Genomic DNA, 13,541 nt, shown 5'->3' on the forward strand with positions numbered 1-13,541 from the left:
CGCCACCCCTAAAGGTCATCTTGACTTAAATACGTCGAGCGATTTATGGTCACTTTGACTCTAATCGACGAACCGGCGGGACAGCATGAGCACCACCGACGTCATCCCAGATCAGAGCCACTACTCCCCCATCTCCGAACACACTCCGGCCACCCGCCACCTGTGTGCCGGTGTCTACTCCGATCGCGCGTTCAGCGACCTGGTGATCCGGGTCCACAACGCCGCCCACCGGCGGCTCGCCCCGTCCTACGACTTCGACCTGGTCCCGGTCATGCGTCACGCATGGATTGCCCGAGCCCTTGAAGCCTCCGTTCACCTGGCCATAGTCATGGCCGTGCTCTTGCCTTGGGTCACTGGACACCCGTGGAGCGCCGTACTGGTCGGGCTCGCGCTGTCGGCCTGCCTGGCCGTGCACGTCGAAGTCCGCCGGGCGAAGAGGGCCGTGTGGGGCGCCTTCGATGATTCCTCCACACTCAAGGAGGACAGGGAGAAGGCCCGCTTCCGCATGCCCTCCTTCCGGCCCAAGATCCTCGACGATCCGCTCGGCTTCGCCCTTTGGCGGCTCATCCCTCTGCGCTACCAGAGGTACTTCAAAGCGGGCGTCCTACTGCTCGGCTTCACGGCCCTCAGTTGGGTGCTCCGGCCGGAAGAGACGGCCTTGGCAGCCGAGGTCCTCCTGGGGCTCGTCTTCGCCGTCGGAACGATCGGTGCGGTGCGCCAGTACTTGGTCAATCGGCTCCGCACCCGCGACGACCTGCGGCCCGCCCGTAAGACCCCGCGAGAGAAGATGGTGGTCGACCAGCAGGACCCCGTCTGTGTCGTCTACCGCCGCGGTGACGATGCCCTCAAGGACACCGATGGGACGCTCCCTCGACTGTCGCTGTACGGGCGGGTCTCCCCGTTCGTCGGGGCCGGGGACATCGTCAGCCTCTGGAACCCGCCCATCACCGTGCAGCTGATGCGGCGCGCCGAGAGCCCTGACGAGAGCAGGCAGGAACGGGAGTTCGAGGTACCGCCGTTCAAGGCGCACGAACTGGTCGATCATCTCCGTAGGTCAATGGCCAAACTCGACCGCGACACCGACGACGTCCGCCTTCAGTGCCAGATCCGGGACCGCGTCTACGTCTCGGAAACGGACATGACCATCGATCGCAGCCTGTTGGACGCCGACGTCGCCCGCACCGAGCTCGACCGCATCATCGACACGGTCGACCACAAGGCCCATCACTTCCTGGAGGCCAGCGCCTCTTCGGCCGGCGGAGAGCTGGTGAGCACGGTCCTACTGCGTGTGAGCCTCAAGGGCCGCACGCTGAGCCTCGACTCGGCCGCCTGCGCCCTGCCCCGCTCCCTTCCTGAGTTCCAGCGCATCAATCGCTACGCGGAGTTCGGCGCCGCTGCGATCGTTCTCGCTGCGCTCCGGGCAGTACGAACCCTGCCGGGCGAGTGCGGTCGGCTTCATCGCCTGGCGAAGCTGCCTGTCCAGCTGCTCTGGGGGCTGTGGGCCCAGCGGGACTGGTCCCTCGTCAGACTCAGAGGCGTATTGATCGGCCCCAAGACCGCCGTGCGCGAACAGTGCGCGGAGGACTTGGGCGACGTGCAGCTCGACCAGACGAGGCTCTCCGACCACATCAAGATCGTCCAGAAGCACCTCCTCAACTCCGTTCGGGATTTCCTCGTGGCCCATGAGGTCGACACAGCCGACTTCGAGGAGCGGGTCACGCAGATCATCAACGCCAGCGTCGTCAACGTCGGCGGGATGAACCAGTTCGCCAACAACGCCATCGGCTTCGGGGCTCAGGCCAACAACACCATGCAGGCCCAGCAGGCCGGACAGGTGGCTCCACAGTGACGGCCTCCTCTACCGCACTCGGCTCCCCCTAGATGAAGGACTCCGAAGATGAAGAACGACGGAAAGAACAGCGGCACGTACAACGTCGAGGGGATCGCCAACTTCGGCGGTACCAACACCATGTCGAACAACGCCATCGGGCGCGGAGCAGTGGTGAACAACGGGTCGGTTCCCATGGAAGTGCAAGCCGCCGAATCGGAGGACTCCTACGGTCAGTGCTGGGACATCGGGGTCATCACCATCCTGGCGGAGGAAGCACGTGCGGTGAACGACGTCCTCGGCCTGGACTGGGAACCCGGACGGGTCGGCGGGCTCTTCTTCGCCACCGGCGAGGTCAAGGTCGGGGACGGTTCGATGTCGGTCGTCGCCACACGGGCCAGCGCCCAGGGGCAGCGTTCGGCCATGGGTGCATGCGAGAACCTGCGCCGCCACTACGACCCGGAGGTGCTGGTGATGGTGGGCATCGGCGGCGGCATCGGGCAGGGGGACGACGCGCCCGACATCGGCGACGTCGTGACCGGCACCCGGGTAGTCTATTACGAACCACGCAAGGAGACCGCAGGCGGCACCATTCGCCGGGGCGAGGAGCGTGAGGCGCCTGCCGTGATCTGTCACGGCGTGAATACCTACTTCACGGTGAACGGTGAACCTGCCCCCATCCCCGGCCAGGCCGACGGGTTCGAGGGGCGCGAGTTCCAGGTGTTCCCGTCCCCGATCGGCTCGGGGGAAGCGGTGGTCGCCTATGAGGAGAGCGAGATCCGGAAGTACCTGACCGGCTTCAACGACAAGATCCTCGCGCTCGACATGGAGGCCGGCGGGCTGAGCCAGTACTGGCAGGAGAACTCGGTCGATCCGGTGCGCAACCCGGGGTGGGTGGTGGTCCGCGGGATCTCCGACCGCGCCGACCGGGAGAAGGGGGACGCGTACCACTCCCTCGCGGCCCGCAATGCGGCTTATGTCGCCCGCGAGCTGATCCCTTACCTGCGCTGAAGCACCTGTCCCTGTGGGGGCGGCCCGGCCGGGCCGCCCCCACAGGAGAAGAGGAGGGCGACCATGGAGCCGTTCGTATCAGGGATGGCCAGCTCGCTTGCCGCGAGCGCCTTGGTGTTCGTCGCCGTGCGCCTGGTCTCGGTGCGTGCTCGGGATTGGCTGACGGCCGTTGTCTCCCGATGGACGGGTCTGGGAATTCGGCGGGTCTACCTGCGCCAGCAGGACGCCGAAGCCGACGTTGCGCGGGACCTGCGCCGGGCTCGGTGGGTGAAGGTTCTCGCGGGCCGGGGGAACGCACTGACGCGGGAGGCGTTCGCCCCACTGCGGTCAGGTGTGGGAGACGGCCTCGAGTCCGCGCACATCCTGCTGCCGACAGCGGACTCGCACCCGGATTCGTGGCTCGACCGCCGCGCACGGGAGCTGCGGGACAGCGACCCGGGGATGGAGACCGACATCCTCGCCGAACAGGTGCACACGAACGCGGCGTATGTAGGCGCGATCGCCCGCGAGCGCAGCAGCGTGGAACTGCGGAGGTACGAGCTGCCGCACCTTTTCAGAGTCATCGCCACGGATGAGGGCGCGTACCTGACCTTCTATGAACGGGGGAGGCATGGACGGGGGTCACCGTGCATCTACGCTAAGCGGCCGGGGGTGCTCTACGACGCAGCCCTCGCGGTGTTCGGCACGGTGTGGCACGGCAGCCCCACGACGACGGGGAGCACGAGATGACCAGCCCGGTCACTCACTGGCAGCCCGAAGCTTCTCCGAGAAGTAGGCGTGTGCCTGGCGATATTCACCTACACGGTCCGCCCTGTAAAAAGGCGCTTCATACCCCTCAGGCACTGAATCATTTTCCGGCGACTCCAAATACTTCTCTAGTTGAATATATTCCTCCTTTGACTGACCGAAACCGTAGGCATTATGATTTGCGGCAATCCTCCGCCCCTTTGAATCGAACCAGATCCGCGACTCATAGTCTGCGAGTACTGGGTACCGAGATCGGTACACGGCAATCAGTTCTTCTTCGCTCATACCGAGCCAGACCGCCACAAGGGCATCAAGTTCAACCAATGCCGCTCGCCGCTCGTACTCCGTCCGCAAGGGCGTTGCATAGCTCCACTCAGAACCAACCCCTCCCAATGAAGGCAAGAATGGCCATTCTACCGCCCAGCACTCTCTACCCCAGTTGGCGTCATATAGTTCATTCCACAAAGGAGAATATGCACCAGTCAAGCAATTTAGGCGGAGAGTTCGCATAAGCAATGAAGAAACTAGCGGATGCCCAATAGAAGGACTTGGCATGTTGTGTGCTTCGGCAAATTGCAGATGCGTACGCCCAGTAATGCGAAGGAAGTAATCGAGGGGGAGCGATGCCCAAAACCCTGCAACGGCAGCCGTTTCCAGGTTCGTAGACAATGCCATAGAATGAACAGCGTGAACATGGGCAGGCCCTGGGGGAATAATAGATGCAAAAAGGGAACGCTCACCATTAAACGGGATCATCGCCCTCCACGCGACACGGAAATACTCCGTATAAGGCCTCCCACCCCATAGATCTTGTGCCCCTATATAGGCATCGTGACTATCCCCCGGTTGGTAGTTAGTGGCAGGGATCGCATTCGCTGGCAATACACGTAGGTCCCGAGGCTGGTCCGAGCTCTTAAAATACGGTGGCTCTTTTGCGATCGGAGTTGCTACGCCAAGGTGAGGACCCTGCAATATAACAGACGACAGTTGAGTAGGCCGCCCAGTACTTGCTCGAATGATGCCGATATCTTTAGCGATTGTTTCATTAAATCCCGAGCTAATACGCGGAGAAGAACGATCAAGACGGTCGCCGTACACAGCCAGCGCCTCGATTGCTCTTGCTTCAGAAGTCGTCACAGGGTAAAGAAGTGGGGTGTCTTCCACCAGAGAGCCGACCCCGCCCACTATTCTTTGCCACTCTTCTAGGACTTCAGCAGTAACGACAATCCGACGCGCAGCATGTGGCCGCGTGTCCCATTTTCCATTATATTTGATACCAGGAAGCGCTCCGCTGCCACTATGAGCAAGAGACTCCATAAGGGTTGCCGCGCTATATAGCTCACTAAAATGTTCAAAAGAAATCCTATTCCGCAGAGGACCATAGACGTGAATCCCAAATTCTTGGGTTCGACTTAGATCAGGAAATGCCCAATTGGCGGCGTTAATAAACCCTGCATGCACCCTCAAACGCTTGTATGCGGCACTTCGGAGCGTAGCTTCCTTCTTTCCCCCAAAATGCGAATCAGGGTGAATTAGACCGGCGCTCCCATGCCATCCGAGCGACCTCCATATTGTGCACATAAAGGCCCGGTAGAGATCCGGCCGAGTCCCCGCCAGCAAAGAATAGACTGCACGGCTGGCAATGAAGTCACTTACACCCGATATCTGCGAAAGCTCACCCAAGAAGTAAGTGAACGTTTGCGCCCTGCTAAGCAAGCGGAATTTTCTGTTACTTCTGTTTTTAGACGAGGCATTCTCAGAGAGTTTGAACCATGGGTCATGTTCAGCAAGGACTGAATCTTCGTCCCAGTCAGGCCTCACCCAAGGCGGGTTACCTACTAGGACATCGAATCCGCCCCGCAGAAAAACGTGCGCGAACTGCAAGTCCCAATGAAAGAATCCCTGCCTCTTCGCGATCTCCTCGACCGTCTTCAACCACGGGAACCGCTCCGGCAGGCGGTACTCATCTCCCATCCCCGTCCAACGCGGCAGCTCATCCTCATAAGCATCCAAATCCGCCAGTGACCCGAACTCGGCCACCAACGACCCTTCCGGTACCTCGGCCGTGCCCACCAGTGCCTCGGCGAACTCCAGCCAGTCGTCCAGATCCGCCAGCGGCGTCGCCTTCGGCCCGACACCGAACAGCGACCCATCCCCGCCCGGCTGGCTCACGTCCGGGGACTGGTTCAGGCGCTCGTACTCCTCATCGCTGCCGTCCAGAAGCCCGGCCCGATCCACCGGCCAGAACCACAGGGCACACCACGCATCCATCAGCGTCTTCAGCCGCCAGTACGGCGTGCCCTTCTGGGTCAGGTCTTCCAGGACCTTCTCCCTCGGCACCGCGTCCTCCGGATGGCGGAGGTCGTCGGCGCCCCACACGTCGACCCGCCGGCTGATCTCCCACTCGGAGATCTCCAGCCGCCGCACCACCAGCTCCCACAGGTGCTCCACCCTCCGAGCGAGCCCCTGCAAGCGCTGCACCTGCGACCGCTTCTGCCCTCGCGGCTTCGTCGCCGACGGCGCCTTGCGCATCGCCTTGCGCCAGTCGGCCAGCTTCTTCGTGTCCTCCGGGGCGAGGTTCCGCGCCTCCCGCTCCCCGGCGACCGCTCCCCACCCGTACGCAGGCAGCAGGAAGTGGTGGACGTACTTGTCCGGAAGCGCGTCCGACGCCAGGTGCAGATCCTCCGGCGCCTCCTTAAGCCACGCCGCCTTCTTCAACCACTCAGGCGCATACGCCCGACGCCCGCACCCCACCAGCGAGTTGCCCCGCCGCAGGTGCAGGCCGAACCACGGGGCCTGCATCCCCGGGTGCATCACGTTCAGCCACAACGACACCTCGGCCAGCTCCACCGCCGTGGTGTTCAGGTCCACCCCATAGCTGTTGTGCAAGGCGATGTACGCCTTGACCGCCTGGAGCTTCTCCTTCCAGTTCTCCGGGGTCAGCGGCTCGTACCGGTCCTGCTCCCCGGCCTGCTCCACTTCCTTCTGGCGCCGCCGCAGGTACTCCTCCGCCACCTGGTTGATGGCCTCGTTGAGGAACGCACCCGACCCCAGCGCCGGCTCACAGATGGTCCAGTCCAGCAGCTCGCGCGCGGGCGTCGTCTCGCCGTCCTGGTCCAAGCGCTCGCGCAGGGTCAGCTGCACCGTCGTCCGGGTCAGCGACTCCGGCGTGTAGTACGACGCGCTCGTCTCCCGGTCGCGCCCGGCCAGCCGGTACACGAACGCGCCCGGCCGGTACCGCACCCGCTCGTCGGTCTTCTTGCCGTCCTCGTCCCGCCGGTACACCCACACGTCGTCCGGGTAGTCCGACTCCTCCAACGCCGACGCCGGCACCAGCCACGAGCCGTCCTTCGGATCGCCGTTCTTCGCGACCTCGTACAGCTCCTCCTCGGCGACGAAGCCCGTGTACGACATCAGGCCCTCGTACACCGCGCCGAGCTGGTTGATGCCGAGCTGCGCATAGGAGATGAACCCGCCGCGCTCCTTGCGCTTCCCCTTCGCCAGCATGAGCAGCCGCAGCACCTTGTGCAGCGCCTCGTTCCGCAGCCGCGTGTCCAGGCGCGGCGAGGCCGGGTCGTCCAGGTCGAAGTCCGGGTGCGCCAGCTTCGTGTTCCCGATCAGGCGGGTGCGCGCCGGGTCGAACAGGTCGGCCCTCAGCGCCTCGAAGCGCAGGCCCTCCCCCTCCGACAGGCCCGAAAGGTCCTCGCCCGCCGCGCTCCCGCGCGGCCGGTGCCCCTCGTTGACCATCCGGAACAGCAGGTCCAGCGACTCGTACAGGTGCGTCCCCCGGCGCGACTCCTCGCCCACGAGGTCGTGCACCACCAGGTCGCCCAGCCGCGCCATGCTGTAGCCCTGCACGTAGGCCTCGTCGTCGGCGGGCACCACGCCCAGCTCGGGACGGGCCTCCGCGTACAGCAGGAACAGGATCCGGTACAGGTAGCGCAGCGACTCTCGCGCCAGCTCACCGGCGAAGTCGGTGGGCACGTCCTCCGCGCCCCGCTCCGGCTCGGGGATCCGCGACGGCGAGACCCCCTGCTCGCGCAGGCGGTCCAACACCTCGTTCGCGATGATCTCGACGGACTCGCGCAGCCCCTCGCGAAGGTCGGACGAGACCCCCACGGCGTGCTGGCGGGAGGCGTCGAGCAGCGCCGTCATCTCCTCGGCGCCGCCCTCCTCCGGCGGCAGCAGGGTCTCCGCCCCGAACAGGGACGCGATGGTGCCCAGCTCCGCGTCGTCCTTGCCGCCGCTGCGCCCCAGGGCGATGTCCAGGCTGGCCGCCAGGTACCGCCCCTCGCCCCAGGCGGCCCGGTCGGCGAGGACGACGACGCCGCCGGCGAGGATCAGCACGTACCGCAGGTCCGGGTCGGTGTTGAGCAGCCACGAGGCGAGCTTGGTGCCGGTCTCTAGGGTCTCCCGGGACCCGAGTTCCACGGGCTCCAGCAGTCGGCCCGCCTGTTCCTGGTCCAGCGCGGCGTCGACGTCGGGCGCCCAACCGCACTCGATGGCGACCATGGTGGGCTCGCTGTGGGCGACGCGCACGCGCAGGGGCTCGTCGCCGTCAGCGCTCTCCCGTTCGATCGTCCGCTCGACCGGGTCGGGCTGCACCTTGTAGCCGAGCGCGTCCAGTACCTCGCGGTGCAGCTCGTGCAGGCGCTTGCCATGCGCGACGGCCTCATCCGGGCGGGCGGCCACGCCCTCGCGGCGGTTCTCCAGGTAGTTCGCGAAGTACCACCGCTCGTCGAAGTAGCGGGTCTTCAGGGCGCGCAGGCCCGCGCGCGGCGTGACAGCCTCGGCCCGGCCCCCCTTGCCAACGCGCTCGCGCTCCTGCTTCTCGCGCTCGTCCCAGGCGCGCCACTGGCCGTCCTTGCCCTTGAGCCGCTTGGGCAGGACCTCGGCCAGGTAGTGCGCGGAGAAGTAGTCGCCGCGGTTGACCAGCGAATCGTAGCTCACGATGCCCCTTCCCAAGCGGCGTCGTCCGTTGAAGCGTCGTCCCGGCCCCGCAGGCGGTGCGGGGGCGCCGCCGCGGGGCCGGTGAAGTACGTGGAGTCAGTGCGTTCGGTGTCGTCGGGACCGGCAGAGCCGACCGGAGCGCTTCCTCCGGCGGCCTCCGCCGCCCGTTCCACGGCCCCCATCACGGGCGCGGGGCCAGGACCGCGAGGACGCGCAGCAGCGGCTCCCCGGCCGTGGTCAGGCTCTTCATCAGGCGCTGCTGCTCGTCGACAGTGCTCTCCACCTCGCCGCGCTTGCGCTGCGCGCGCCACTGGGACGAGCCTTCGAGCCCTTCCAGGCCCTCCAGGCTCTCCTGGCGCCATTTCTCCAGCTTGCGCTTGGGCTCGGCCAGGTCCGCCGCGATCTGTGCGTCGTGGGCCTCCCGGTGCGCCTCCAGGTGCTCACGGGCCGCCCGGACGGCCGGGTCCACCAGTTTGCGCAGCGGCTCCAGGTCGTCCACACCGCCGGTGTTGTTCATGTCCGGCCCCACGCCGGCGCGCTTCAGCACCTCGAACATGTCATCCACGCCCGGCTCGTGCGGCAGGCCGGTGACGGCCATCCAACGCACCACCGTCGGCTGCCCCAGCTCATTGGAGCACATGCCCTGCACCAGCACGGCCGGGGCGGCGATGTCAGCGGTGATCACCGGGGCCTGTCTGCGGTGCAGCTGCACCTGGACCTTGTCGACCAGCCACTCCACCACCGGGTGCAGGTCGCTGACGAAGCCGATCTCCGGCCAGGTCGTCTTGGTGTTGCGCGCTTCTTCACGCTTGGCGTCGGCGAGGGCGGCGTCGAAGGTGACCCGCAGCCGCTCCTTCACCTTGTGCGTACGCAGGTAAGAGGCGGGCAGCGCGTTGAGGCGGTTCGCCAGGTCCTTGGGCGGCTCGAACGCCAGCAGCACGCCGTCGTCGTCCACCGGCAGGTCAGCGCAGACGGTGTCCAGGGCGGTGCGGACGAAGGCCTCGGTGGAGTCGAACAGGCGCGGGGCCTCCACCGTTCCGGGAGGGGCGGCGCCCTCGGGGACGCCGATCCCGCCGCCGAAGAAGTCGCCCATGAAGTCGTGCTCGGCGCCCGCGAGCGACTCCTCCACCTCCTTGCCGCTGAGGAGGTCGTGGATCAGCCGGTCCTCCTCCTTCTTGGCGGAGTACAGGCCGGTGACGGCCTCGGCGCTGCCCAGGCTGCGGTGGGCCTTCTCCTCCCGCTTGAGCAGCTTCTCGGCGACCCTGGTGTCATCGATGGCGCCGTCGACCTGCGAGGTCGCCACCAGCGCCTTGAACTGCGGGCGCTGCGTCTGCCCGTAGCGGTCGATGCGGCCGTTGCGCTGCTCGATGCGGATCAGGCTCCACGGGAGGTCGTAGTGGACCAGGTGGTGGCACTGGCGGTGCAGGTTGACGCCCTCGGAGGCGACGTCGCCGGTGAAGAAGATCCGCACCTTGGAGTCGGCGAGCGAGAAGTCCTCGATGATCCTCTGCTGGTCCTGGTCGGACATGCCGCCGTGCAGGAGCGATGCCTGGTTGTCGGCGAGGCCGAGCTTCCCGGGCACCACCTTCCTCAGCCACTCCAGCGTGGGGACCGACTCGGAGAAGACCACCGCCCGGGTCGCACTGCCCTTGCCGACCCCGATCTCCTTGAGCTGGTCGACCAGCGCGGTGAGCTTCGCGGAGTCGTCGTCGCCCATCTGGCCGGTGAGCTCGGACAGCCGCACCAGCGCCTCGTGCTCGCGCGCGTTGGCGGGGTCCTTCACCTGCCCGGACTCGCGGTCGGTGAGGGTCTTGAGGCGCTTGTCCACCGTGGAGGCGAGGGCCTTGTGCGAGGAGAGGAACGCCTTGAGCAGGGTGTAAGGGAACAGCCGCCGGTCGTTGCCCACGACAGGGCCCCCGTCGAGGGCCTGGCCGCCGAACCACGTCCCGGCGAACTCGGCGAAGATGCGCTCCTCGGCCTCGGTGGCCGGGCAGTAAACCGACTCCGACGGGCCGCGCTCGGGCCACTTGTCGCCCATCTGCGCCTTCACCTCGTCGTCGACCTTGGTGCGGCGGATGTAGAGGTGGTCGATGTCGGCGGCGTCGTACTCGGTGGGGTCGGCGATCGCCGCCGGGTCGAGCAGGCTGATGAGCTGGGCGAAGGACTCGGCGTTGCCGTTGTGCGGGGTCGCGCTCGCCAGGAGGAGCGCATCGGTGCGCGCGGCCAGCAGCTTGGCCAGCTCGTTGCGCAGGTTCCCCTCGTTGATCAGGTTGTGGGACTCGTCGATGACGACCGCGTCCCAGTGCATGTTGCGCAGGTGCTGGCCGTACTTGCCCTGGTTCTTCAGGGTGTCCACGGAGATGATCGCGCGCTTGAAGTAGAGGAAGGGGTTGCGGCCTGCGGGGATTTCACGCTGGATCCGCTCCAGGCCCACCGAGTCCAGACGGACCAGCGGAATCGCGAACCGGGTCCACAGCTCCTGCTGGAACTGCTCCAGCACCTGCTGCGGCGTGACGACCAGGATGCGGTCGCCGCGGCCGCGCCGGATCAGCTCGGCCAGGATCAGCCCGATCTCCAGGGTCTTGCCGAGCCCGACCACGTCGGCCAGGAGGATGCGCGGCCGCAGGCCCTTGAGGGCGAGCTCGGCGGGTCGCTGCTGGTAGACGTGGTCGTCCAGCAGGAACTTGCCGGTCATCGCCAGACCGCGCTCCGACTGCGGGAGGGGCGTGCGGCGCAGCACCGACTCCAGGTACAGCCGGCTGCGGGCGAAGCGGGGGGACGGGTCGGTGACGAGCTCGGTCTCCTCCGGGCGCAGTTGGCGGACGGCGCCGCCCGCGCGCTCTTCGAGGCCGGTGAAGAAGACGGCGTCCTCGCCGCGGACGAACTCCGAGACGCCGACCGCCCGGACGATGTAGCCGTCCTCGGGGGCGTCCGCGGGGACGCACGTGCGCACCATCCACTCGGCGTCGCGGACCTCGATCCGCGCGCCGGGCGCGAACGGGGTCGACTCCGCTGTGGTGCCCGTGCCGTCCGCCATTCCGCTCCCTCTCGTCCTGCTCGTCCCAGCGGTGTGTCCTGGTCGTGCCCGGGGCCCACGCACGCGACACGGCGGTCGCGGAACGGCGCCCGGAGCGGGCCGACCTCAGGGTGGGGGTCCGGCGGCACCGGCGCACGATGACGAGCGCACGGCGGCCACCGCAGACCGCCTCCGGTAACAAGACTGCCAGTGGCCGTGACCGGTTGACCCGGTCACCCGGATTCACGCGTAGGCGCGGCGCAGCCGCTCGGCGGTCCTGCGGACGACCGGGAGCTCGGCGGAGAGCGACACCTGCGGAGCCGACCGTCTCGACCTGCGCGGACGTCGGGCGAGGGGGCGGTCGTCGAGGTCGTCGGCCTGCGGTGTGTAGGTGCGGCGGGCCAGGTCGACCCGTGCGGCGGCGGGTGACTGGCCGTATCCGGCCAGGCGCTCGACGAGTTCGGGACGGATCCGGTCCAGCGTGGGCCGGTCGGCCGGGTCGTGGGCGAGCATGCGGCCGATCTGGTGCTTGACGTCGTCGGGGACCCCGTCGAGGTCGGGGCTCACGGCGGGGTTGGTGAGGGCGCCGACCAGCTCCGGCATGGTGGACCCCTTGTAGGGGTAGTGGCCGGTGAGCGCGAAGAGCACGGTGGCCCCGAGCCCGTGGACGTCGGCGGCGGCCGTGACCTTGTCCGGAGTGCCCGCCTGCTCAGGGGCCATGCACACCGGGGTGCCGAGCTGGGCGTTGGTGGCGGTGTACTCGCCACCGGGGGCACCGAGGGCGACGAGGCCAAAGTCGATGACGCGCGGGCCCTCGGGGCCCATCAGCACATTGCTCGGCTTCAGGTCCCGGTGGAGCATGCCGGCGGCGTGGATCTCGGCGAGGGCGTCGGCGAGCACGAGTGCGAGGGCGATTCCGGAGGACGCGTTGAGGGTGCCGTGCCGCTGGACGTGGTCCTTGAGCGGCAGCCCCGGAACGAACTCCATGGCCAGCCAGGGATCGTCGTCGTCAGGAGAGGCGGCGTCCAGCAGGGCGGCGGTTCCGGGCCCCTGAACCATCCGCATCGCGGCGATCTCGCGGTCGAAGCGGACACGCAGGTCGTCGCGGTCGGCATGGGTTTCGAGGAGCCTCTTGACCGCCACGCGCTCGCCGTCCTCGGTGGTGCCGAGGTAGACCTGCCCCATGCCCCCGCGCCCGAGTCGTCCGTGCAGGTCGATGCCGCCGATCCGGCGCGGGTCGGCGGGGGTGAGATCTTCCACGGGGCACCTGCCAATCTGGCCGATCTGGGGGATTGGGCCGGGCATGCGCAGGGGCGGCCCCTGAACATGCGCGGAGTGGCCCGTGAATCCGACGTCCGGATGCCCAGTGTAAGGAGGAATCCTGCGGGCACGGCGGATCGGGCGCGGCGGACCGGACGCGGTGCAGCGGGCCCACGCCCACGCGCCGGACCGCGGACTCACTCCCCGATTCCCAGCTCCCTCATCAGCTTCCACACGGTGGAGGAAGGGTTTCCGTAAGGCGGATACTCCTTCGCCTTCGCGCACGCCTTCTCCAGGCCCGGGGAGAAGTGGTCGAACCGGGTCCACTTCCCCTTTCTCCAGTGCGGGACCGCTTTCTTCAGCTCCCGGCCGACGGCCTGGGCCGAGCGCCCGGACACACCGTCCTGGTGGTGGAGGAGGAGCCAGACCTCGAACGTCGGGTTCGAGACGGCGGGCCCCACTCCGCCGGCCTCGGCTTGTGCACAGAGCGGGCGAACGTCTTCGCCGTCGGCGTCGAAGACCGCCCACACCTGCGAGTACTCGGCACGCGACTTCGCCTTGACGGCGTGTTCGACGACCTTCCGCCGCTGCGGCCGCTTCGACTTCTCGGGAAGGAAGGGGTGGATCTCCTGCTTGTCGCTCTCCCGGAGCCCGGTGAAGTACGCGTGCTCGGTATCCCCTTCGCACACGACGAGAATCCGGCGCCGCTGCGTCTGATGTCCGCCCCGC

At 67.2% G+C, this 13,541-nt stretch carries 7 protein-coding genes; 3 read left to right on the plus strand and 4 right to left on the minus strand.

Going from position 1 to position 13,541, the window contains the following annotated elements:
* The first annotated feature begins 85 nt into the window (after positions 1 to 85).
* The 3 genes from D450_RS0122840 (at position 86) to D450_RS31015 (ending at position 3,568) form a co-directional block, all read left to right on the plus strand.
* Positions 86 to 1,849 (plus strand): hypothetical protein, encoded by a 1,764-nt coding sequence (locus D450_RS0122840; protein WP_017540956.1) that lies wholly within the window; start codon positions 86 to 88, stop codon positions 1,847 to 1,849.
* A gap of 48 nt (positions 1,850 to 1,897) precedes the next feature.
* Positions 1,898 to 2,839: a 5'-methylthioadenosine/S-adenosylhomocysteine nucleosidase family protein gene (locus D450_RS0122845; RefSeq protein WP_017540957.1), complete on the plus strand. Its 942-nt coding sequence runs from the start codon at positions 1,898 to 1,900 to the stop codon at positions 2,837 to 2,839.
* Positions 2,840 to 2,902: 63 nt separating this feature from the next.
* The gene (locus D450_RS31015; protein ID WP_017540958.1) at positions 2,903 to 3,568 is read left to right on the plus strand and encodes a hypothetical protein; all 666 of its coding nucleotides are present in this window, start codon (positions 2,903 to 2,905) and stop codon (positions 3,566 to 3,568) included.
* A gap of 9 nt (positions 3,569 to 3,577) precedes the next feature.
* Here D450_RS31015 and D450_RS0122855 read toward each other — a convergent pair whose 3' ends face one another.
* The 4 genes from D450_RS0122855 to D450_RS0122870 all read right to left on the minus strand — a co-directional run bounded on the left by D450_RS0122855 (position 3,578) and on the right by D450_RS0122870 (position 13,501).
* Positions 3,578 to 8,536, minus strand: a complete 4,959-nt coding sequence (locus D450_RS0122855; protein WP_017540959.1) for an Eco57I restriction-modification methylase domain-containing protein — start codon at positions 8,534 to 8,536, stop codon at positions 3,578 to 3,580.
* A 181-nt stretch (positions 8,537 to 8,717) separates the two neighbouring features.
* Positions 8,718 to 11,573 (minus strand): DEAD/DEAH box helicase, encoded by a 2,856-nt coding sequence (locus D450_RS0122860; RefSeq protein ID WP_017540960.1) that lies wholly within the window; start codon positions 11,571 to 11,573, stop codon positions 8,718 to 8,720.
* Positions 11,574 to 11,795: 222 nt separating this feature from the next.
* Positions 11,796 to 12,812 carry a serine/threonine-protein kinase gene (locus D450_RS31020; protein ID WP_051063645.1) on the minus strand — a complete coding sequence of 339 codons (1,017 nt, stop codon included), beginning with the start codon at positions 12,810 to 12,812 and terminating at the stop codon, positions 11,796 to 11,798.
* Between the two features lie 197 nt (positions 12,813 to 13,009).
* The gene (locus D450_RS0122870) at positions 13,010 to 13,501 is read right to left on the minus strand and encodes an RloB family protein (RefSeq protein ID WP_017540961.1); all 492 of its coding nucleotides are present in this window, start codon (positions 13,499 to 13,501) and stop codon (positions 13,010 to 13,012) included.
* Positions 13,502 to 13,541 lie beyond the last annotated feature (40 nt).

This window comes from Nocardiopsis halophila DSM 44494, from assembly GCF_000341245.1.
GTDB classification, from domain to species: domain Bacteria; phylum Actinomycetota; class Actinomycetes; order Streptosporangiales; family Streptosporangiaceae; genus Nocardiopsis_A; species Nocardiopsis_A halophila.

Bases quoted from the DNA above. Each gene is read 5' to 3' on its own strand.
- D450_RS0122840 (WP_017540956.1), top strand. From the start codon at position 86: ATGAGCACCACCGACGTCATCCCAGATCAGAGCCACTACTCCCCCATC.
- D450_RS31015 (WP_017540958.1), top strand. From the start codon at position 2,903: ATGGAGCCGTTCGTATCAGGGATGGCCAGCTCGCTTGCCGCGAGCGCC.
- D450_RS0122845 (WP_017540957.1), top strand. From the start codon at position 1,898: ATGAAGAACGACGGAAAGAACAGCGGCACGTACAACGTCGAGGGGATC.
- D450_RS0122860 (WP_017540960.1), bottom strand. From the start codon at position 11,573: ATGGCGGACGGCACGGGCACCACAGCGGAGTCGACCCCGTTCGCGCCC.